The organism is Micromonospora sp. NBC_00389, from assembly GCF_036059255.1.
Taxonomy (GTDB): Bacteria; Actinomycetota; Actinomycetes; order Mycobacteriales; family Micromonosporaceae; genus Micromonospora.
The window spans coordinates 2,947,783-2,968,837 of the sequence record NZ_CP107947.1 but is presented as its reverse complement, the minus strand read 5'-3'; the positions used below and the strand labels follow the sequence as shown (position 1 = coordinate 2,968,837).

At 72.5% G+C, this 21,055-nt stretch carries 18 protein-coding genes, 3 tRNA genes and 2 pseudogenes; 10 read left to right on the top strand and 13 right to left on the bottom strand.

Annotated elements, in window-relative coordinates; translation table 11 throughout:
- Positions 1-98: 98 nt before the first annotated feature.
- The 3 genes from OG470_RS14150 to OG470_RS14140 are packed head-to-tail and all read right to left on the bottom strand — an operon-like array spanning position 99 to position 2,993.
- Complete coding sequence (locus tag OG470_RS14150) at positions 99-1,217, bottom strand: cystathionine gamma-lyase (protein WP_328424453.1); 1,119 nt, start codon at positions 1,215-1,217, stop codon at positions 99-101.
- A 7-nt stretch (positions 1,218-1,224) separates the two neighbouring features.
- Positions 1,225-2,259 carry an NAD(P)H-dependent glycerol-3-phosphate dehydrogenase gene (locus OG470_RS14145; protein ID WP_328424451.1) on the bottom strand — a complete coding sequence of 345 codons (1,035 nt, stop codon included), beginning with the start codon at positions 2,257-2,259 and terminating at the stop codon, positions 1,225-1,227.
- The gene (locus OG470_RS14140) at positions 2,256-2,993 is read right to left on the bottom strand and encodes a lysophospholipid acyltransferase family protein (RefSeq protein ID WP_328424449.1); all 738 of its coding nucleotides are present in this window, start codon (positions 2,991-2,993) and stop codon (positions 2,256-2,258) included. The genes OG470_RS14145 and OG470_RS14140 overlap by 4 nt, the downstream gene beginning before the upstream one ends.
- A gap of 128 nt (positions 2,994-3,121) precedes the next feature.
- On the opposite strand from OG470_RS14140, the gene cofC reads away from it, so the two are divergent.
- Genes cofC through OG470_RS14115 form a run of 5 tightly spaced genes read left to right on the top strand, consistent with a single transcriptional unit; the run spans position 3,122 to position 8,805 of the window.
- On the top strand, positions 3,122-3,769 hold the full coding sequence (cofC, locus tag OG470_RS14135; RefSeq protein ID WP_328424447.1) for a 2-phospho-L-lactate guanylyltransferase: 648 nt from the start codon (positions 3,122-3,124) through the stop codon (positions 3,767-3,769).
- A gap of 23 nt (positions 3,770-3,792) precedes the next feature.
- The gene (locus OG470_RS14130) at positions 3,793-3,990 is read left to right on the top strand and encodes a cold-shock protein (protein WP_328424445.1); all 198 of its coding nucleotides are present in this window, start codon (positions 3,793-3,795) and stop codon (positions 3,988-3,990) included.
- A gap of 54 nt (positions 3,991-4,044) precedes the next feature.
- Positions 4,045-6,393 carry an RNA degradosome polyphosphate kinase gene (locus tag OG470_RS14125; protein WP_328424443.1) on the top strand — a complete coding sequence of 783 codons (2,349 nt, stop codon included), beginning with the start codon at positions 4,045-4,047 and terminating at the stop codon, positions 6,391-6,393.
- Between the two features lie 25 nt (positions 6,394-6,418).
- The gene (locus OG470_RS14120; protein WP_328424441.1) at positions 6,419-7,939 is read left to right on the top strand and encodes a CYTH and CHAD domain-containing protein; all 1,521 of its coding nucleotides are present in this window, start codon (positions 6,419-6,421) and stop codon (positions 7,937-7,939) included.
- Positions 7,927-8,805, top strand: a complete 879-nt coding sequence (locus tag OG470_RS14115) for an NUDIX hydrolase (RefSeq protein WP_328424439.1) — start codon at positions 7,927-7,929, stop codon at positions 8,803-8,805. Before OG470_RS14120 ends, OG470_RS14115 begins: the two co-directional genes overlap by 13 nt.
- A 32-nt stretch (positions 8,806-8,837) precedes the next feature.
- Here OG470_RS14115 and OG470_RS14110 read toward each other — a convergent pair whose 3' ends face one another.
- From OG470_RS14110 to leuC, 4 genes are all read right to left on the bottom strand, one after another.
- Positions 8,838-10,850, bottom strand: a complete 2,013-nt coding sequence (locus tag OG470_RS14110; protein WP_328424437.1) for an endonuclease/exonuclease/phosphatase family protein — start codon at positions 10,848-10,850, stop codon at positions 8,838-8,840.
- A gap of 138 nt (positions 10,851-10,988) precedes the next feature.
- Positions 10,989-11,696: an HU family DNA-binding protein gene (locus OG470_RS14105; protein ID WP_328424435.1), complete on the bottom strand. Its 708-nt coding sequence runs from the start codon at positions 11,694-11,696 to the stop codon at positions 10,989-10,991.
- Between the two features lie 172 nt (positions 11,697-11,868).
- A complete protein-coding gene (gene leuD, locus OG470_RS14100; RefSeq protein ID WP_328424433.1) occupies positions 11,869-12,456 on the bottom strand; it encodes a 3-isopropylmalate dehydratase small subunit in 588 nt (195 codons plus the stop codon).
- Positions 12,457-12,470: 14 nt separating this feature from the next.
- The gene (leuC, locus tag OG470_RS14095) at positions 12,471-13,916 is read right to left on the bottom strand and encodes a 3-isopropylmalate dehydratase large subunit (RefSeq protein ID WP_328424431.1); all 1,446 of its coding nucleotides are present in this window, start codon (positions 13,914-13,916) and stop codon (positions 12,471-12,473) included.
- A gap of 49 nt (positions 13,917-13,965) precedes the next feature.
- Between leuC and OG470_RS14090 the strand changes: the two genes are divergently transcribed.
- Positions 13,966-14,652: an IclR family transcriptional regulator gene (locus OG470_RS14090; protein ID WP_007456408.1), complete on the top strand. Its 687-nt coding sequence runs from the start codon at positions 13,966-13,968 to the stop codon at positions 14,650-14,652.
- A gap of 131 nt (positions 14,653-14,783) precedes the next feature.
- Here the strand turns inward: OG470_RS14090 and OG470_RS14085 are convergent.
- From OG470_RS14085 to OG470_RS14070, 4 genes are all read right to left on the bottom strand, one after another.
- Positions 14,784-14,856, bottom strand: a tRNA-Glu gene (locus OG470_RS14085).
- Positions 14,857-15,008: 152 nt separating this feature from the next.
- Positions 15,009-15,081, bottom strand: a tRNA-Glu gene (locus tag OG470_RS14080).
- Positions 15,082-15,216: 135 nt separating this feature from the next.
- Positions 15,217-15,288: transfer RNA gene (locus tag OG470_RS14075), tRNA-Gln, on the bottom strand.
- 108 nt (positions 15,289-15,396) lie between these two features.
- Complete coding sequence (locus tag OG470_RS14070) at positions 15,397-16,200, bottom strand: fumarylacetoacetate hydrolase family protein (protein ID WP_328424428.1); 804 nt, start codon at positions 16,198-16,200, stop codon at positions 15,397-15,399.
- Positions 16,201-16,374: 174 nt separating this feature from the next.
- Between OG470_RS14070 and OG470_RS14065 the strand changes: the two genes are divergently transcribed.
- The 3 genes and pseudogenes from OG470_RS14065 (at position 16,375) to OG470_RS14055 (ending at position 18,975) form a co-directional block, all read left to right on the top strand.
- Positions 16,375-17,835, top strand: a complete 1,461-nt coding sequence (locus OG470_RS14065; protein WP_328424426.1) for a hypothetical protein — start codon at positions 16,375-16,377, stop codon at positions 17,833-17,835.
- A 34-nt stretch (positions 17,836-17,869) separates the two neighbouring features.
- Positions 17,870-18,034: pseudogene (locus tag OG470_RS14060) on the top strand (3-methyladenine DNA glycosylase); the annotation flags it as partial.
- 8 nt (positions 18,035-18,042) lie between these two features.
- Positions 18,043-18,975, top strand: coding sequence for a 3-methyladenine DNA glycosylase (locus OG470_RS14055; RefSeq protein ID WP_442931121.1), 933 nt, complete (start codon positions 18,043-18,045; stop codon positions 18,973-18,975).
- 170 nt (positions 18,976-19,145) lie between these two features.
- Here the strand turns inward: OG470_RS14055 and OG470_RS14050 are convergent, their stop codons facing one another.
- Together OG470_RS14050 and OG470_RS14045 are read right to left on the bottom strand one after the other, a co-directional pair.
- Complete coding sequence (locus OG470_RS14050) at positions 19,146-19,295, bottom strand: hypothetical protein (protein WP_328424422.1); 150 nt, start codon at positions 19,293-19,295, stop codon at positions 19,146-19,148.
- 58 nt (positions 19,296-19,353) lie between these two features.
- The gene (locus OG470_RS14045; RefSeq protein WP_328424420.1) at positions 19,354-20,748 is read right to left on the bottom strand and encodes a recombinase family protein; all 1,395 of its coding nucleotides are present in this window, start codon (positions 20,746-20,748) and stop codon (positions 19,354-19,356) included.
- A 43-nt stretch (positions 20,749-20,791) separates the two neighbouring features.
- On the opposite strand from OG470_RS14045, the pseudogene OG470_RS14040 reads away from it, so the two are divergent.
- Positions 20,792-21,046: pseudogene (locus OG470_RS14040) on the top strand (3-methyladenine DNA glycosylase); the annotation flags it as partial.
- Between the last annotated feature and the right edge of the window lie 9 nt (positions 21,047-21,055).

The window sequence follows — 21,055 nt, the reverse complement described above, 5'->3', positions numbered from 1 at the left end:
GGCGGGCACACGGGAGGAAGCGCCGGTCCTCTGGGCTGGCGGATCGGACTCACCTCCTCCGGTCGAGGCCCACTGTGGCGGGCCGCCGACACGATAACTCAGACCGGCCCGGCGGCGTCCAGCGCGGCCGCGATGTCGGCCACCAGGTCGGCCGTGTCCTCCGCCCCGCAGGAGAACCGGACAAAGCCGGGAGAGGTGTCGTCGCCCCACTGCGCCCGCCGGTCGGCGGTGGTGTGCAGGCCACCGAAGGAGGTGGCCGCCGCCACCAGCCGGGCCGCGTTGATGAAGTGGCCCACCCGGTCGGCGTCGCCCAGGTCGAACGAGAGCACCCCGGGCATCCGGCGCATCTGCGCCGAGGCCACCGGGTACGCGGGGTCGTCCGGCCGCCCCGGCCAGCGCAGGCCGGTCACGTCCGACCGACCGGCGAGCAGGTCGGCGACCGCGGCGGCGTTCGCGCTCTGCCGGGCCAGCCGCAGGTCGAGGGTGGCCAGCGACCGGTGGGCCAGCCAGGCGTCGAACGCACCCGGGACCGCGCCGGTGGTGGAGCGCCAGACCGTCATCGCCTCGATCAGCTCGGCGGACCGGCTGGCCAGGTAGCCCAGCAGCAGGTCGGAGTGGCCGGTGAGCGCCTTGGTGCCCGAGGCGACCACCAGGTCGGCACCGAGGTCCAGCGGGCGCTGGCCGAGCGGGGTGGCGGTGGTGTTGTCCACCGCGAGCAACGCGCCGGCAGCGTGCGCGCGCTCGGCCAGGGCGGTCACGTCGACCACGTCCAGGCCCGGGTTGGCCGGCGTCTCCACCAGCACCAGGCGGACGCCCTCCAGCGACGGGTACGGCCCGACGGTCGGGACGAAGAGCACCCGGACACCCATCGTCTCCAGCACGCCGGTGGCGAACGCCCGGACCGAGAAGTATCCGTCGCTGGGCAGCAGCACGGTGTCCCCCGGGCGCAACAGGGTGAGCAGCATCCCGGTGATGGCGGCCTGACCGGTGGAGAAGACCAGGCAGTCACCGCCCTCCAGCTCGCCCACGGCCGCCTCCAGCAGCCGCCGGGTCGGGTTGTCGGGGCGGCCGTAGCCGTTCGGCGAGCCGGCCGGCCCCTCCCACGGGTCGAGGTGGTACGGCGCGGCGAAGACCGGCCCCGGCAGGAACGGGTCCCCCGGTGCCGGCTCGGGCAGCCCGGCGCGTACGCAGCGGGTGCCGTCTCCCAGATCGCTCATCGAATCCTCACTCGTACGACTCGGGCTTGGCTGTCCGGCTCATCAAGTTCTCCACAGCGAGACGCGGGTCCATCCCCTCGTGGCAGATCCGCTCGACGTGCTCGGTGATCGGCATCTCGACCCCGTGTGCCCGCGCCAGGTCACGGATCGCCAGGCAGCTCTTCACGCCTTCGGCGGTCTGCCGGGTGGCGGCCTGGGCCTGCTCCAGCGTCTCGCCCCGGCCCAGGTGCTCCCCGAAGGTGCGGTTACGGGCCAGCGGGGACGAGCAGGAGGCGACCAGGTCGCCCATGCCCGCCAGGCCCGCGAAGGTGATCGGGTCGGCGCCGAGCGCCACGCCCAGGCGAGCCGTCTCGGCCAGCCCGCGGGTCATCAACATGGCCCGGGTGTTGTCGCCGAACCCCATCGCGGTGGCGATGCCGTACGACAGGGCGATCACGTTCTTGACCGCGCCGCCCAGCTCGCAGCCGATCACGTCGTCGTTGGTGTACGGGCGCAGGTACGGCGTCCGGATCGACGCCTGCACGAGCGCGGTGCGGTGGCCGTTCGTTCCGGCGACCACCGTGGCGGCCGGCTGCTCGGCGGCGATCTCCGGGGCCAGGTTCGGGCCGGAGACCACCACCACGCGGTCCGCGGCCACCCCGGCGGTCTCCACGATGACCTCGCTCATCCGCTTGGTGGTGCCGAGCTCGATGCCCTTCATCAGCGACACCAGGGTGGCGTCCGGGTGCAGGTACCCGGCCCACTCGGCGAGGTTGCCGCGCAGGGTCTGCGACGGCACGGCCAGCACCACCACCTCGGCACCGGTGATCGCCTCGGCGGCGTCGGTGGTGGCCGTGACCCGGGCCGGCAGCAGCAGGTCCGGCAGGTACTCAGGGTTGCGGCGCTCGCTGCGGATGCTCTCGGCCACCGGCGCCCGGCGGGCCCAGACCGTGACGTCCCGCCCGGCATCGGCGAGGATCTTGGCGAACGCGGTGCCCCAGGAGCCGGCGCCGAGCACCGCGACATGGCCGTGTCCGACGGTTCGCCCGCTGCGCTCGCTCACGCGGCACCACCCTGCTGCTGGCGCTCGGCGGACGGCCGGGCCGGTCGTTCCCACAACGGCGGCGGGGTACCGCCGCGGATCTCGGCGAGCATGTCCCGCAGCCGCAGCATGATGGCTTCCGTCATCTCCTCGAGGGTGGCCCGGGTCGGTGGGGCGTCCGCCCACCGGCTCAGGTCGATCGGTTCACCGGCGACCACGGTCACCGGTATCCGTGGGCGCAGGCTGAGCCGGGTGGTCCGCGGGTCGAAGATCTTCTCCGGCCCCCACATCACCAACGGCACCACGGGCGCGCCGGTGGCCAGCGCCAGCCGGGCGGCGCCGGTCTTGGCCTTCATCGGCCACAGGTCGGGTTGCCGGGTGGTGGTGCCCTCCGGGTAGATCACCACGGCGCCGCCCTCGTCGAGCGCGGCGACCGAGGTCTCCAGCGAGCGGACCGCGTCGACGGTGCCCCGCTCGACCGGGATCTGCCGGCACCTGTGCAGGATCCAGCCGACCACCGGCACCCGGAACACGCTGGCCTTGCCCAGGTACTGCGGCCACCGCCCGGAGTCGTAGACGAAGTGCGCGGAGACCAGCGGGTCGGCGTGCGAGATGTGGTTCGCCACGATGATCACGCCGCCGTCTCCGCCGAGGTGCTCCAGGCCGCGCCAGGTACGCCGGGTCCAGACGATCATCACCGGCTTGACCAGCGCCACGGCGAACCGTTGCCAGAACCCCAGCCTCCGCCGTGCCACTGTGCCTCCTCGTCGCGCCCCGACCCCGCCGCGGAACCCCGCCCGCGACACCCGCAGCGGAAATCATGCCTGCTCGCCCCCGGTACGGCCAGAGAGGGTCCCAGCGGCTGGCTGGCAGGATTGCGGGCGTGAGTCAGCCGAGGTGGGCCGTGGTGGTGCCGGTGAAGCGTCTGGCCGCCGCCAAGAGCCGGCTGCGGGGCGGGCTGCCGGGCGTACCGCACGAGGAGCTGGCCCTGGCACTGGCGGCCGACACGCTCCGCGCGGTGCTGGCCTGCCCGGCGGTCGCCGAGGCCCTGGTGGTGACCGACGACCCCCGGGTGGCGGCGGCGGCCCGGGCCGCCGGCGCACGGGTGCTCCCTGACGAGCCGGACGCCGGCCTGAACGCCGCCTTCCGGCACGGCGCGGCGGGCGCGACCACCGGGTGGGTGGCCGGGCTCACGGCCGACCTGCCGGCGCTGCGCCCGGCCGAGCTGGCCGCTGCGCTGCTCGCGGCGCAGACCGGCCCGGCCGGGGTGCGCCGGTTCGTGCCGGACGCCCCGGGCGGCGGCACGGTGCTGCTCGCCGCGCCGCCGGGTGTCCCCCTGGACCCGCGGTTCGGGGTGGGGTCGGCGGCGGCGCACGCGGCGAGCGGAGCGCTCCCGCTGACCGGCGACTGGCCCAGCCTCCGCCGGGACGTGGACACCGCCGCGGACCTGACCGCCGCCGCCCAGCTCGGGCTGGGGCCGCACACCGCCGCGCTGACCGACGCGGGCTCCCCGGCGCACTCCGCGGGCTGACCCGCCCGGTGTACGGTGCCAGCATGCAAGGCACGGTGGCCAGCTACGACGCGGCGACGCGCAGCGGGGTCCTGCTGCTCGACGACGGCACCGAGATGCGCTTCCCGGCTCGGGCCTTCGACGCCTCCGGGCTGCGGCTGCTCCGGCTCGGCCAGCGGGTCCGCATCGACACCGATCCCGACGGCGAGGTCGTCCGGGTGACATTGCCGACGATGAACTGAGCTGGCGAAGCCAAGTTCATTTTGCGTTAACCAGAATCGGGTGATTATGAGCGGGTGAGCACCCCTCGCGAGCACCCGGCCAGCCCGCCCACCACCGACCCCCTCAACGGCGTCCGCACGCGCGGCGCCGACGGCCGCTTCCGCCCGTCCAGGGCCGAGAGGGCTGGCGCCGCCCGCGCCGACGCGCTCGACACCGACCCGGCCGCCGCCTCCTCCGGCCTGGACGAGGTCATCGACCCCGCCGCCGAGCCGACCGAGACGGACGGGCCGGAGGCCGGTGGGGTACGGCCGTACGGACCGCAGACCGGCGGCGAGCCGGACGACGAGCCGCCGGCGCCCACGCCGCTGCCGGAGGACCGGTTCCTCAACCGCGAGCTCTCCTGGCTCGACTTCAACGCCCGGGTCCTCACGCTCGCCGAGGACCAGCGCACCCCGCTGCTGGAGCGGGCCAAGTTCCTGGCCATCTTCGCCAGCAACCTCGACGAGTTCTACATGGTGCGGATCGCCGGTCTGAAGCGGCGGCTCTCCGCCGGCCTGCCGGTACGCGGCGGGGACCGGCTGCCCCTGCGTACCCAGCTGGATCTGATCTCCGAGCGGACCGCCGAGCTGGTGGCCCGGCACGCCGCCTGCTTCGGCGACGACGTGCTGCCCAAACTGGCCGGCGAGGGCATCCGCATCCTGCGCTGGAGTGAGCTGGGCGACGCCGAACGGGAGCGGCTGCGCACCTACTTCCGGGAGCAGATCTTCCCGGTGCTGACGCCGCTCGCGGTGGATCCGGCGCACCCGTTCCCGTACATCTCCGGGCGGTCGCTGAACCTGGCGGTCGCGGTCCGCGACCCGGACGGCGGTTCGGAACTGTTCGCCCGGGTGAAGGTGCCCAACAACGTCCCCCGCTTCGTACGGGTGGACCGGGAGCAGCCCGGTGTGCGGATGCTGCCGGTGGAGGACCTGATCTCGGTGCACCTGGGGCAGCTGTTCAGCGGCATGCAGGTGGTCGAGTGCCACCTGTTCCGGGTCACCCGCAACGCCGAGGTGGAGGTCGACGAGGACCGCGACGAGGACCTGCTACAGGCTCTGGAGCGGGAGTTGGCCCGGCGCCGCTTCGGCCCGCCGGTCCGGCTGGAGGTGGCCGCGTCGATCTCCGACCACATGCTGGAGCTGCTCGTCCGGGAGTTGGACATGGACGACCAGGACGTGCTGCGAGTGCCCGGCCTGCTCGACCTCTCCGCGCTGTGGCAGGTCTACGGCGAAGCCGACCGACCCGATCTCAAGGACCCGCCGTTCGTGCCGGCCACCCACCCCCGGCTCACCGAGGGCGAGGTGCCGCGCAGCGTCTTCGCCACCCTGCGCGACGGGGACATCCTGGTGCACCACCCGTACCACTCGTTCGCCACCAGCGTGCAGCGCTTCATCGAGCAGGCCGCCGCCGACCCGAACGTGCTGGCCATCAAGCAGACCCTCTACCGGACCAGCGGAGACTCCCCGATCGTCGACGCGCTGGTCGACGCGGCCGCCGCCGGCAAGCAGGTGGTGGTGCTGGTGGAGGTGAAGGCCCGCTTCGACGAGGTCGCCAACATCGGCTGGGCCCGCACGCTGGAACGCGCCGGGTGCCACGTGGTGTACGGCCTGGTCGGCCTGAAGACGCACTGCAAGACCGCGCTGGTGGTCCGGCAGGAGGGCAACCAGATCCGCCGGTACTGCCACATCGGCACCGGCAACTACCACCCGAAGACCGCCCGTCTGTACGAGGACTTCGGCATGCTCACCGCCGACCCGGAGATCGGTGCCGACCTCACCGACCTGTTCAACGTGCTCACCGGCTACAGCCGGCAGACCGCGTACCGGCGGCTGCTGGTCGCGCCGCAGGGCATCCGCAGCGGCCTGATCGAGCGGATCGAGCGGGAGATCTCACACGTCCGACTGGGCATGCCGGGCCTGGTCCAGTTCAAGGTCAACTCGCTGGTCGACGAGGGGGTGACCGACGCGCTGTACCGGGCCTCCCAGGCTGGTGTGCACGTCGACCTGCTCATCCGGGGCATGTGCACGCTGCGCCCGGGGGTGCCGGGGCTGTCGGAGAACATCCGGGTCCGCTCGATCCTCGGCCGTTTCCTGGAGCACTCCCGGGTCTTCCGGTTCGGCAACAACGGCGAGGCCGAGTTCTGGATGGGCTCGGCGGACCTGATGCACCGCAACCTGGACCGGCGGGTGGAGGCGCTGGTGCAGGTGAGCGACCCGGTCGCCCGAGCCGAGCTGGACCACGTGCTGGCCCTGGCGATGGGCCCCGACGTGGACGCGTTCGAGCTGGCCGGCGACGGCCGCTGGACCCGGCGCACCGGCGACGACGCGGCCCGCGTCCATCTCCAGGAACTGCTGCTGCGCCGCGTCGGTGGCACCGCCGGCTGACCGGGTAGCGACATAGGCTGAGCTGATGGTGGAGGAGGAGCAGAAGTACGAGGTGGACGACGCCTACGTGCTGCCGGACCTGTCCGCCACGTCGCCGGACGGTGGCCGGGTCCGGGCGCTGCCGCCGGTGACGCTGGTCGCCCGCTACCTCGACACGGTCGACCTGCGGCTGGCCCGCGCCGGGGCCTCGTTGCGCCACCGCCGGGGCGACGAGCTGCCCTGGACGGTGAAGCTGCCCACGTCGACGCCCGGCGTCCGGCACGAGATCTCGCGGCCGGGGCCGGTCAAGCAGCCGCCGCCGGAGTTGGTGGAGCTGGTCACCGCCCTGCACCGGGGCGCGCCGCTGGCGCCGGTGACGGTGGTGCGGACCGTTCGGCACGCCCACGAGGTGTGCGACAAGGGCGGCACGGTGCTCGCCGAGGTGGTGGACGACCACGTGACCGTGCTCGACGCCTCCGGTGCCACGATCGGCTCCTTCCGGGAGTTGGAGGTGGAGCGCAAGGCCGGCGACCGGAAGCTGCTGGACCACGTCGGCACGGTGCTGCGGAAGGCCGGTGCGCGGGGCGGGTCGTTCACCCCGAAACACGTGCGGGCGTTGGGCGCGGCGGCGCGGGCCGAGCCGGATCTGGTCGCACCGGCCGGGCTGAGGGCCGACCCGAGCGCCGGTGACGTGGTGACCGAGGCGGTCCGCAAGGAGGTCCGCCGGCTGCTGGCGCATGACCCGCTGGTCCGGCTGGACGTCCCCGGCCGCGGGGGCGACAGCGCGGTGCATCAGATGCGGGTTGCCTGCCGGCGGCTCCGCAGCGACCTGCGCACCTTCGCGCCGCTGGTCCGCAAGAAGTGGTCCCGCCCGCTGCGTGCCGAGCTTCGCTGGCTGGCCGGGGTGCTCGGCGCGGCCCGCGACGCCGAGGTGCTGCGCGACCGGCTGCGGCGCACGGCGACCGCCGATCCGCTCAGCCCGCTCGACCCGGGGGCGGTGGACCGGCTGGACGAGGCGCTCGCCGAGCGGCAGCGGCAGGCGCTCGCCGCCGTCAACGAGGCGCTGCGCTCCGCGCGCTACGTGGCCCTGGTGGACGCCCTGGTACTGGCCGCCAACGCTCCCCAGCTCACCAGCCGAGCGGCCGCCCCGGCGACGCGGGCCCTGCCCGGGCTGGTGGCCCGCCCCTGGCAGCGGCTCACCGGGCCGGACGGCGTCGACGCGCTCGATCCCCTGGCGCCCGACGACCGCTGGCACGCCGTACGCAAGGAGGGCAAGCAGGCCCGGTACGCGGTCAACGCGGTGGCCCCGGCGCTCAGCAAGGCCGCGCGCCGACTGTCCCGCGCGCTCGCCGGGGTGCAGGACGTGCTCGGCGAGCACCAGGACGCCGCCGTTGCGGCGGACACCTGGCTGGCCATCGCCGCCGAGCGGCCGGACGATCACGAGATGGCCGTCACCGCCGGGCGGCTGGCCGAGCGGGAACGCGCCACCGTACGCCAGATGCGGGGCCGTTTCCCGGCGGCCTGGCACCGGGCCACCCGGCGGCGGCGGACCAGTTGGCTGCCGTGACCGGCATCCGGGCGGCCGGCGGGGTCGTCTGGCGGCCGTCCGCCGACGGCGCACAGGTCTGCCTGGTGCACCGCCCGCGCTACGGGGACTGGACGCTGCCGAAGGGCAAGTTGGAGCCGGGCGAGCATCCGCTGGTCGCGGCGGTCCGCGAAGTCGCCGAGGAGTCCGACGTCCGGGGTGTGCCGCAGGTGCGACTGCCGTCGGTGCGCTACCGCAGCGAGGGCCAGCCGAAGCTGGTCGACTACTGGTCGATGCTCGCGGTGGGCACCGGCGGTTTCCAGCCCGGCACCGAAGTGGACGACACGCGCTGGCTCGCCGTGGACGACGCCATCCGGCTGGTCAGCTATCCGCACGACGCCGAGGTGCTGGCCGCGTTCGCCGCACTGCCACCGGTGACCGGGACGATCGCGTTGGTCCGGCATGCGCACGCCGGCAAACGGACCACCTGGACCGGCCCGGACACCGGCCGGCCGCTGGACGCCGAGGGGTGGGCCCAGGCGGACGCGCTGGCCGGGCTGGTGGCCGTGGTCCGGCCGGCCCGGCTGCTCTCGGCCTCGCCGCGCCGCTGCGTGCAGACCCTGGACCCGGCCGCCGCGCTGCTCGACCTGCCGATCGAGATCTGCGGTGACCTGGACGAGCCACAGCCGGGCCAGCAGCACGACGAACAGGTCCTCGCCACCGCCGCCCGGCTGCTCGAGTTGGCCGGCGCCGGCGGGCAGGTGGCGGTGTGCAGCCAGGGCAAGGTGCTGCCGGGCGCGTTGGAACGGCTGACCGGCCGCGACGACGAGGACTTCACCACGCCGAAGGGCGGCGGGTGGCTGCTCGCCTTCACCGCCGACCGGCTACTCGCCGCCGACCGCCTGTAGCCCCCGTCGGCCCCGGGCGTCGTGGAGCGGGGTCAGCGGGGCGGGAGGGTGAGGGTGACCGCGACCGGCAGGTGATCGCTGGCCGTGCCGCGCGGCGCGACCGGATCGCTGGGAGTCAGGCCGGGCGATACGAAGACGTGGTCGATCTGCTCGCGCGGGTCGTCGGCCGGGCTGGTCGCCAGCGGTCGGGCGGCCGCCAACGCGTCGACCAGACCGGCCTCGGCGAACTGTCCGAACGCCTCGTCGCCCGGCTCCGTGTTCAGGTCACCGGCCACCACCAGCGGCCGGCCGGCCGCGTACCGGGTGGCGAAGTCGGCGACCGCGCGGGCCTGGACCACCGGACCCTGGTCGGGCGGCGGTTGCAGGTGGGTGCTGACCACGGCGGTACGGACACCGTCGCCGAGGTCCAGGGTGACGGCGAGGGCCTGCGCCCCGGTGGGCGCCCCGACGGCGGGCAGCGGCAGGGTCCGCGGATCGGTCACCGGCCAGCGGCTGAGCACCGCGTCGCCCCAGACGGGGTCGGCGGCCGGCCCGAAGACGTACGGCATGCCGAGCCGGTCGGCCAGCAGGTCCAGGGTGTCGTGGCCACCGTTGAGCAGCCAGCCCCGGTCCACCTCGCTGAGCAGCACCACGTCGGGCGCCTGCCGTCGGACCGCGTCGGCCAGCCCGTCCAGGTCGAGACGGCCGTCCAGCCCGAAGCCCATCCGGATGTTGTACGCCACCACGGTCAGCCGCTCGGGCGGACCGGCCCGGTTGCCGGCCACCGGCACATCGTCGGCGAGCAGCGGCGCCAGCAGGGCCAGGGTGGCGACCACGGCCGTGGTCCGCACCGGCGGCAACGGTGCCGGTGCCGTACGGCCGACGGGATCGGCGGCGAGGGCCACGACGGCGACCAGTCCGGCGACCACCACCGGCACCGCGCCGTTGGGGTAGCCGAGGTCGTAGGCGGAGTAGTACGCGACGGCGCCCAGCACGAAGACGAGCATGCCGGCGGCGACCGCGTACCCGCGGCGGCCCGCCCACCGTGCGCTGCCTGTCGCGCCGCCCGGCGGCCCGGCACCAGCGGCGGCCTCAGGGCGACCGGCATCGCCGATTCCGCCGGCCTCGTCGGCACTCCCGGTCGCGCCGGCCGTGTCGGTACCGCCGGCCGCATCGGTGACGCCGGCAGTGTCGGTGGCACCGGCCGTGTCGGTGAGGGCCAGGCAGGCGCCGAGACCGACGGCGGCGAGCAGGACGGCCGGGACGAGCAGGTCGCCCCGGTCGAGGGCGAACAGCAGCGCGCCGGCCAGCAACGCCGCCGGCCCCAGCACGCGGCCCCACCGCCGGGGTGGGCCGGTCAACGCGGCCAGCAGGAATCCGGCGACGGCCAGCGGCACCGGGGCCAAGCCGAGCAGCGGCGAGCGGGCCAGGCCGTCCTCGGCGACCAGGTACGAGGTTCCGGTCCGGGCCAGCGCCGGGGCGAGCGCCACCATCCCGGCCAGCAGCAGTGCCGGACCGGCCAGGAGCCAGGCCCGGGCGCCGCCGGGGCCGGCCGGCGCAGTGGGCAGCGCCGTACCGAGCAGGAACAGCGTCACCGCGGCGGCGCTGAGCAACCACGCCACCCAGTCGCCCCGCCAGACCAGGTCGTGGGTGTCCAGCAACGCGTGTACGGCAGCGTTGACCGCCAGCCCCAGCGCCAGCCCCGGCACCGGCCGTTCGGTGCCGGCGGCGACGCCGACGAGCCAGACCAGCCCGGCGAGCAGCCCGGCGGTGGCCAACCAGAGCTGCGGACGCCCGCCGGGAGTGGCGGTGAGCGCAAGCCGGGCGGCAGCCAGCACAACGGCCGCGACGACGGTGACCGGGCGGACGCCCACCCGGCGGACCAGCGCCGGTGCGGCCAGCGCGAGCACGAACCAGCCCAGGGCGAACGCGCCCATCAGCTCGGCCGGAGTGGACGCGGCCTGGCCGAAGATGGTGATGATGCCGGGTAGCCAGACCCGCAGCACGTCGATGAACAGGATGACGCCCAGCGCGAGCGATCCGGTGGTCAGCAGGCGGTAGCGCACCAGCGCACTCTTCCCGTCGACGGGCCGGCGGAGGGGGCCGGCACGGCGATTCTGCGCGCGCCGGCCGGCCCGGTCAACGGGTCGGTGACGGCGAAAGGGCGCCCACCCTACGGGTGGACGCCCTTTCGTGAAGGTCGATCAGCGCTTGCTGGCCGCCTTCTTGGCCGGAGCCTTCTTCGCCGGGGCCTTCTTGGCCGCCGCGCTCTTGCTCGCCGCCGCGGTGGTCTTCCTCGCCGCGGTGGATCTGGTCGCCGCGGTGGTCTTCTTCGCCGCAGCGGTCTTCTTGCTGGCGGCCGTCTTGGTCGCCGTGGTGCTCTTGGTCGCCTTGGCCGGGGCGGTCTTCTTGCTGGCGGCCGTCTTGGTCGCCGTGGCGGTCTTGGTCGCCTTGGCCGGGGCGGTCTTCTTGGTGGCCGCCTTGGCGGCGGTGGCCTTGGTGCCCGCTGCCTTGGTGCCTGCCGCCTTGGTGCCTGCCGCCTTGGTGCCTGCCGCCTTGGTGCCCGCCGCCTTGGTGCCGGCGGCCTTGGTTGTGGCGGTGGCGGTCTTCTTCGCCGCCGCCGTGGCCTTCGGCACCTTGCCGCTGGCCACCATCTCCTTGAACCCAGCGCCGGGGCGGAAGGTCGGCACGGACGTCTTCTTGACCTTCACCGCCTCGCCGGTACGCGGGTTGCGCGCTGTTCGCGCGCCACGCACACGCTTTTCGAATGCTCCGAATCCGGTGATCGCCACCTTCTCGCCCTTGGTAACCGCCGCCTGGACCTCGGTGAGGACCGCCTCGAGGGCGTTCGTCGCCGTCTTCCGGTCCCCCAGGCGAACGGCGAGCGCCTCGATGAGCTCGGCCTTGTTCACGACTTCCTCCCGATTGTGCAACTGACTCGACGCGAGCCATTCTGCGCGCACGGTATGCCCTGTGCTGCCGGGACACAAACATTCGGTAGAAAAAAGCCCTTGTGTCGTAACGGATTCACCCCCACCGGTTGGCCCGATGGGGGTGGAATCCAGTGTGCGGTCGGGCGTACGGCTATGCCACCGAGGGCAGGAACGGCAGTCGGCCTGTCTCGTAGGCGTCGATGTCGGCGGCGTGCCGAAGGGTGAGTCCAATGTCGTCCAGGCCCTCCAGCAACCGCCACCTGCTGAAGTCGTCCAGCGGGAATGACCAGGTGAGATCCCCGGCCCGGAGCTGACGGGCGGTCAGGTCGACGGTGATCTGGGTGCTCGGATCCGCCTCGATCAGGCCCCACAACTCTTCGACGGCTTTCAATTCCAACTCGACCGGCAGCAGACCCTCCTTGAGTGCGTTGCCGCGGAAGATGTCGCCGAAGCGCGGGGCCACCACCGCGCGGAAGCCCCAGTCCCGCAAGGCCCAGACGGCGTGCTCACGGGAGGAGCCGGTGCCGAACTCCGGGCCGGCGATGAGGATCGACGCTCCGGAATACGTTTGATCGTTGAGAACGAATGCCGGATCTTCCCGCCAAGCGCTGAACAGCCCGTCGGCGAAACCGGTCCGGGTCACCCGCTTGAGGTACACGGCCGGGATGATCTGGTCGGTGTCCACGTTGGAGCGGCGCAGCGGCACGGCCGTCCCGGTGTGGGTGGTGAACGACTCCATCGGTCGGGTCCCTTCTACAGGTCGGCGGGGGCGGCCAGCCGACCAACCACGGCGGTGGCGGCGGCGACCGGCGGGGAAACCAGGTGGGTACGCCCACCCCGGCCCTGACGGCCCTCGAAGTTGCGGTTGGAGGTGGAGGCGGACCGCTCGCCCGGCTTCAGCGTGTCGGGGTTCATCCCCAGGCACATCGAGCAGCCGGCGAACCGCCACTCGGCGCCGGCGTCGGCGAAGACCTTGTCCAGCCCCTCGGCCTCGGCGGCCTCCCGCACGGCGGCGGAGCCGGGCACCACGAGCATCCGGACCCCGTCGGCGACCCTGTGGCCGCGCAGCACGTCGGCGGCGGCCCGCAGGTCCTCCAGCCGGCCGTTGGTACAGGAACCCACGAAGACCACGTCAATGGGCAGCTCGCGCAACGGGACGCCGGGGCGCAGGTCCATGTACTCCAGCGCGCGGCGGGCCGCGGCGCGCTCCGAGTCGGTGGCGAACTCCTCCGGGTCCGGCACCGGCGCGCTCAGCGGCGCGCCCTGCCCGGGGTTGGTGCCCCAGGTGACGAACGGGGTGATCTGGCTGGCGTCCAGGGTCACCTCGGCGTCGAAGCGCGCGCCCTCGTCGGTGGGCAGCGTCCGCCACCACGCCACCGCGGCGTCCCAGTCCGCGCCCTGCGGCGCGTTCGGCCGACCCTTGAGGTACGCGAAGGTGGTCTCGTCCGGCGCGATCATGCCGGCCTTGGCGCCCCACTCGATGGACATGTTGGCGATCGTCATCCGCCCCTCCATGGAGAGCGAGCGGATGGCCTCACCGCGGTACTCGACGATGTGCCCGCGACCGCCGCCGGTGCCGACCTGCGTGATCAGCGCGAGCACCAGGTCCTTGGCGGTGACCCCGGGGGCGAGTCGGCCGGTGACGTTCACGGCCATGGTCTTCGGCCGGCTCTGCGGCAGCGTCTGGGTGGCCAGCACGTGCTCCACCTCGCTGGTGCCGATGCCGAAGGCGAGCGCGCCGAACGCGCCGTGGGTGGCGGTGTGCGAGTCGCCGCAGACGATCGTCAGGCCCGGCTGGGTGAGCCCGAGCTGCGGGCCGATCACGTGCACGATGCCCTGGTTGTCGTCGCCGAGCGGGTGCAGCCGCACGCCGAACTCGGCGCAGTTGCGGCGCAGCGTCTCGATCTGCGTACGCGACGTGGGGTCCGCGATGGTGAGCAGGTCACCACGGCGGAGCCGGAACGCCGGATCGGCGTACCCGGTCGGGGTGTTGTGGTCCTCGGTCGCGAGCGTCAGGTCGGTACGGCGCACCCGGCGCCCGGCGAGCCGCAGCCCGTCGAACGCCTGCGGGCTGGTCACCTCGTGCAGCAGGTGCAGGTCGATGAAGAGCAGGTCCGGCTCACCAGCGGCGGACCGTACGACGTGCGCGTCCCAGACCTTCTCGGCCAGGGTCCTCGGCTCAGGAGTGACTCCCACCATCTGGACATCCTAAATTCTGGGAGGTAAGTTTCGGCTTGTGGGACACAGTATGAGCGGTGTCGGCGTTCTCGACAAGGCGGTGGTCATCCTGGCCGCCTGCGTCGACGGCGCCAGCCTGGCCGAACTCGTTGAACGTACGAAGCTGCCCCGGGCCACCGCACACCGGCTGGCACAGGCACTGGAGATCCACCGAATGCTGGTCCGGGACACCCAGGGCCGCTGGCGGCCCGGCCCCCGGCTGGGTGAGCTGGCCAACGCCGCGCCGGACGTCCTGCTGACCGCCGCCGAGCCGTTGCTGGCCGCGCTGCGCGACGCCACCGGCGAGAGCGCACAGCTGTACCTGCGCCGCGCCGACGAGCGGATCTGCGTAGCGGCGGCGGAGCGCGCCAGTGGCCTGCGGGACACCGTTCCGGTCGGCTCGGTGCTGCCGATGACCGCCGGTTCGGCGGCTCAGATCCTGCTCGCCTGGGAGCCGCCGGAGGCGGTGATGCCGCTGCTGCCGCGCAGCAAGTTCACCGGCCGCACCCTGGCCGAGGTACGCCGCCGCGGCTGGGCGCAGAGCGTCGCCGAGCGTGAGGCCGGCGTGGCGAGCGTCTCCGCCCCGATCCGCGACCGCACCGGCCGGGTGATCGCCTCGGTCAGCATCTCCGGCCCGATCGAGCGCCTCGGCCGCCGCCCCGGCGAACGTCACGCCATGGCGGTGGTGCGAGCCGGCCAACGCCTCTCCGGCCTCTGACCGACGCGGTGATCATGAAGTTGGCGTCACCGGCACCGGCGTGTCGCACCGCTAACTTCATGATCAACGCGGGTAGGTGGGGGTGGGACGGGAAAGGCTCGTCTCGCGCAGCGAGACGAGCCTTTGGTTTGTAGCCCCGACCGGATTCGAACCGGCGCTACCGCCTTGAGAGGGCGGCGTCCTGGGCCACTAGACGACGGGGCCAGAACTTTCCTGCTTCACCGCCCTCGCGGGCGGTGCGGCTGTAGTCTAGCGGCACCGCACCCGGGGGTGAGCCCGGGGTGCGGGGCGGCCGGCGCACTCCGCTCGACACGAAACAGCCCGCCTCACCAGGTGAGACGGGCTGTACACAGATGTAGCCCCGACCGGATTCGAACCGGCGCTACCGCCTTGAGAGGGCGGCGTCCTGGGCCACTAGACGACGGGGCCAGAACTAATTCTGCTCCTCAGCCCTCGCGGGCGGAGGAGCTGCACTCTACCAGAGACCACTCTCCGCCCCCGAAGGGGCGGAGTCGAACTCCGTCAGAATCCAGCGATCCGGGATTCTCGCGAATCCCAGCTGCGCTGGGGTACCAGGACTCGAACCTAGACTAACTGAACCAGAATCAGTCGGGCTGCCAATTACCCCATACCCCATTGGCCCCTTGCGGCGCCGGGAGTGAACATTACCCTCCCGGTGCCGGCAGGCCAAATCCGATCCCCCCGAACCACGTGTGAGCTGTGGAAACAGGTGCATCGCGCGGATCAGGCGACGGGGACCACGGTGTTGCTGAGTTCGCCGATGCCCTCGATCCGCACGGTGACGGTATCCCCCTCGACGAGCGGGCTAACCCCCGCCGGGGTGCCGGTGAGCACCACGTCGCCGGGCAGCAGAGTCATCACATGCGAGATGTACGACACCAGGCCCGGCACGTCGAAGACCATGTCCTTCGTCCGGCCGAGCTGGCGTACCTCCATCTCCTCCGGGTTGCGGCCCACCTCACACCGGATCTCCAGGTCGGAGACGTCCAGGCCGGTGGTGATCCACGGACCGATCGGGCAGAACGAGTCGAAGCCCTTGGCCCGGGTCCACTGCCCGTCCGAGCGCTGGAGGTCCCGGGCGGTGACGTCGTTGGCGCAGGTGTAGCCGAAGATGGCGCGCTCGGCGGCGGCCCGGTCGGCCCGGCGCGCCCCCGGCGCGCCGATCACCACCGCCAGCTCCGCCTCGTGTTCGACCTGCTTGGAGAAGATCGGCAGCCGGATGGCGTCCCGGGGACCGATCACCGAGGTGGACGGCTTGAGGAAGAGCAACGGCTCCTTGGGCACCTCGCTGCCGTGCTCGGCGGCGTGCTCGGCGTAGTTGCGACCCACGCAGACCACCTTGCTGGGCAGGATCGGCGAGAGCAGCCGGACGTCGGAGAGGGCCCAGCGGGCCCCACTGAAGGACAGTTGGCCGAACGGATGACCCTCGATCTCGGCGATGGTCAGGCCCTGCAGCCCGGCCTCCGCCTCGCCCTCGACGACCCCGAACGACATTCCCTTGGCATGAGCGAAACGAGCGATACGCACCTCGCCAATCTAGCCCCGTCGACGGGCCTGCCGGCCAGGACCGGCTGCCGGGTGTGCTCAACCCGTCAGGGCGGGGCACCTTACCCGAGGCGGCAACGGCCGGGGCGGACTTCCCGACTTCGTACCCGCACGGAGGGAGCCCGCCCCTAGCGTCGGCTCCGGAGGTTCGTTCGTATGCCTGCATCGACACGACACCACAGAGCCCTCGCAGTGTTCGTGCACTGCCTCGGCATCCTCGCCGCCGTGCCGGCCCTGCCGGCGGCGGCTCCGGAGGCGGCGGCCACGCCACGACCACCGGCCGTCACGCCACAACCAGCGGCAGCCACGCCACGACCGACGGCGGCGGCCACGCCCGGTTCGGTGGCGGCCACGCTGCCACCGGTCACCAGCACGCCACCACCGGTGGCGGTGGCCGCGCGGGCGCCCACGGCGACCGCGGAGCCAACACCACCCTCGGCCCCACCGGCGGTGGCGCCACCCGCCCGGGTACCGGCGTCGACGCCGCCGCCACCGGTCACGGTGGCGGTCGCCCCGGAGAGCAGCCCGGCACCGCGGTACCGGATCCACGTGCGCAACGTGGGCAACTCGCCGGTCGACACCACCGTGCGCCAGGAGCTACCACCCGGCTCGTCGGCCACCTCGATCAGCGCCGGCGGCCGGTCCACCCGGGCCGGCGGGTCCGCCGCAGAGGTGACCTGGCGGTTGAGGCTGCCCGCGCACAGCACCACCACGCTGGGCACCGCGCTCACCGCGACCGCGCCCGGCCAGCCGCTGACCGCGCCGGCCTGCGCGTTCACCAGCGACGGCAGCCGGCCGTACGACTGCGGCACGGCCACCTGGCAGGCGGCAGCGCCACCCCCGGCCGAGGTCACCGAGGCACCGCCCTGGCAGCGGATCCCGGTGCTGCTGGCGGGAGCGGCCATCCTGCTGCTGCTCAGCGCCGGCCTGGTCTGGGTGTGGCGACGGCGGCGCGGACGTCGGGTGACGGCTGCCGCGCTGGCCACCGACAGTGGGCCAGACGCTGGACGGGGCACGATCTACCCGCGCCCGGCCGCACCCAGCCCGGCGAAGCGCCGGCGTACCCCGCCGGTCTGGTTGCTGGTGGGCGTGGCCGTGGCGGTGCTGGCCGGGGTGATCGGCGCGGCGGGGTGGACGGCGACCCAGCGGGTCGCGGCGATCGACACCCAGAAGCAGCCGACCAGCGGCGCGTGGATGGGCACCGGTGTCTCCGGGCCGGTTGGTGTGCCGCTACGCGAGTCGGCGTTCGAGTTCACCGTGTACGGGATGTCCTGCGGCTCGGCCGGCGCCGCCCGGCCGGCTGACGGGGGCGGCGCGGCTCCGGCCGCCGGTAGACGCTGCCAGGCCACCGTGGGCGTGCGCAACGTCACGGGCGACCACCAGCCCTGGCACGGTCAGCTGCAACGGGCCTACCTGCCCGGGGGACGCTGGGTGAGCACCGACGAGTCGGCCACCAGGGCGGCCAACCTGGGTCGGGACGTCTTCGCCGACCCGATGGCGGCGGGCAGCCGGGTGGTGCTCCCGCTGGTCTTCACCGTCGACGGTCGGGACCCGCCCCGGCAGTTGGAGCTGCGCAGCGGGGTGTTCTCCGCCGGCGTGCGGGTGGACATGCCCTGACCGGCGGGCGGGCGGCGGTCGTACCCTGGGGTCCGTGACCGCCGCCCTCGCCCCCGCCGTGCTCGACGTGGCGACCTGGCAGGCCCGCCGCCGGGCCCACGAAGAACGGGTGGACGTCTGGCTGACCCCGCACCTGGCCCGCCGACGCCGCGGTGAGCGGCACCCGGTGAACGACTTCCTGTTCACCTACTACTCGCACCGGCTGGTATGCAAGCGGTACGAAGCGGACAACAAGGGCCCGAACCGGTGACCAGCCTCCCAGCCACAACCTGGCTTCCCCTGTTGGAAGCTCACGAGAAGCGCGCCGACTCCCTCACCGCAGGCCACCGTGCTCGCAAGGCAACGAGGGAACGCCATGCGATCGATGACTTCTTGTACGACTACTACGGCACCAGGCCCTCTGTGCTGCGGCGGTGGCACCCCGGCGTAGGCATCTCCTTGGAGCCCGGACCGAACGGCTCTGCTCCACATCAGCAGTGGCGTTGGTACGCCACGAACGCGAACGGAGTCGTGAGCCTCGACGTCGCAGCGCTCAGGGCCGACCGGGCAGAGTCGGTACGCTTCATCCATCGGCTGCTCTCCGCGATCGCATCGCGGCCAGCCTTCACTGGCTGCTTCGGCCTGCATGAGTGGGCGATGGTGTACCGCCAACGTGAGCATCGGCATCCCCTCCCCCTGCGACTTGGGCAAAAGGGCACTGACGCGGTAGTCGAGTCCCACCAGATCCGCTGCACACACTTCGACGCGTTCCGGTTCTTCACCCCGGACGCAGTCAGCCTCAACCGGCTCCAACCCACCAGGGAGAGCCAGGTAGAGCTTGACCAGCCAGGCTGCTTGCACGCCTCGATGGACTGCCACAAGTGGGCGACCAAGCTGGGGCCTGCGGTTCCAGGGGACCTGGCGCTCGACTGCTTCGAGTTGGCGAGGGACATCCGGCTACTCGACATGCAGGCATCCCCGTACGACTTCTCCTCGTACGGGGAACCGGCAGTAGCCATCGAGACTCCTGAGGGCAAGGCCGAGTACGTCGCGCGGCAGCGCGAGTTCTCGCAGCGTGCCGGCCATCTGCGTTCCCGACTGATCGATGTCTGCGCGGCCTTGCTCGACCCAGCGGAGCCAGCGGCACGGGTGGGAGTATGACCCCCTGAAGGGCCTCACCCGCACGGCCATGTGTTAGCAGCTGTCATCTTGCCCCGCTTTCCGGGTCGATCAGACGGGGCGTCCCCCTTGAACTGTGCCGACACCACCGGATCGGCTGCCGTAACCGACCTGGCATCAACAGACGCCCGCCTCGGCGTGGCCGCAGCCGTTCAGGCGCTTGTCAAGTGGGCGACCACACGGTCCAGCACGGCGCGGAACTGCTCGACGTCGTCCAACTCAACATGTTCGCTCACCACCGCATCCGAGCCTGCCGCAACGTAGTCGACATCGACCCATCCACCGGCGTAGAGCACGAACATCGGAGTCCGAAGATGGGCCCCTTCGGGGCCCTCTCCCCGGTTCGGTTCCTCCCCTGTGTCAGATGCTTGCCACCTTCGCGGGGTCGCCCGCCCTGAACAACACATCGACATGCCACTCATCGGTGCGGCGGACGCCACGCCCCTTCTGGCGGAGACGACAGCTCACGACAACCGCGAGGATCAGGGACCGCCTGCGGTCTACATCCAACCCATCCCAGTGACGGCGTACCTGCTCGTCCGTCATCCCGGTGATGCCCTTGACCGCGCTGTCACTCCCCAGTTGGGATAGCTGATCCTCCAACTCATCCACCCGACTGCGCATGGTCTGGGATGCAGTCAGGAACTGCGATCGCGTAACGAGCCCGGCAGCGTAGTCGGTGGCCAGATCATCGAGCCGTGACCGCAGGCTCCCCAGTTCGTCTCTCATCTGCTGAACAGGCAGGTCATCCTCGCTCTGCTCGAACGCTTCCGCGAACTGAGGAGCGGTCAGGAACCGGATCACACGCTCGCTGACCATGGTGTCAGCCTCGTCCTGACGGTGGGATACGCAGTGCTTGAGCTTGCACTCGTACACGGCGTAGCTACCCTGCTCGCCCTTCCGTCCACGCCGTGCCGTGCGGATGGGGCCACCGCACTTGGCGCAGGTAGCGACACCCGTCAGCAGGCTGCGACGGGGACCGCCACCACCAGTCTTGCGGGCAGGGGAGTTGAGCACACGGACAGCGGAACGGTAGATCTCCTCGGGCACCAAGGCATCCCAGTTCCCAGGGCCGACCTCACCCCCTGCGTACGTACGGATAGCGCAGTTCCTGGCAGACATGAGGAGCTGACGAACAGTCGCGCCCGTCCAACTCCTCCCCCTGGTGGTGAGCATGCCCTGGCGGTTCCACTCGTCAGCGATCGACAACAGGGAGCGCCCCGCCAGCAGATCCTGGTACGCACGCTGAACGGCGTCGGCTTCGCCAGCACGAGGCGATCCGTCACGCTCGTATCCGAAGGGTCGAGCCGACCACCAGGGCCGGCCCTGGGAAGCGCGCTGCGTGGCTGCGAGGCGCTGACGAGCAGCCCTCTGCTGGCCCTCGAACTGAGAGAACGCGGTGACCACGTTGGCCATCAGGATGCCTGTCGGGTTGCTCAGGTCCAGCATCCCTGCGGTCACGGCGTGGACGGGTACGCCGTAGCTGATCACCCGGTCCAGCTCACGGGTGAGGCGGACGAGCCGGTCGAGATGCCAGACGATGATGGCATTAGGCTTCGGGCTCAGGGTGAGCAGCTTCTCGAACGCCGGCCGGACACGGCCGGTCGTGGCGCTGATGCTGTTGTCGATCAGCTCCCGCGTCACGGTCCAGCCCTGACGAGCTGCCAACTCCCGGCAAGCTTCGAGCTGCCGATCAACGCCCAGCTCGTTACCCAGCTTGTCCAGGCTGAGCCGTGCGTAGATGACGACGTCCATCCCTGCGTTCCCTCCCTCGAAGTTGCCGGGGAGGATGATGCGCATGGATCTGTACAAGTGGGCGTACAAGCTCTCCCCGCTGGTCAGCTCGGAGCTGGTGGCCGATGCCTTCGCGCTGGCCCGGGAGATCCGCACGCTGGACATGCGGGCCAGCCCGTACGACCTGGCGGCGCTTGGTTGCCCCCCGGTACGGGTGGAGACGCCGGAGGGCCGGGCGGAGTACGCCGCCGCGCAGCGCGGGTTCGCCGACCGGGCCGCCGTGCTGCGCGACCGGCTGCTCGCGGCCGTTCCCGCCTGACCGGGGTCG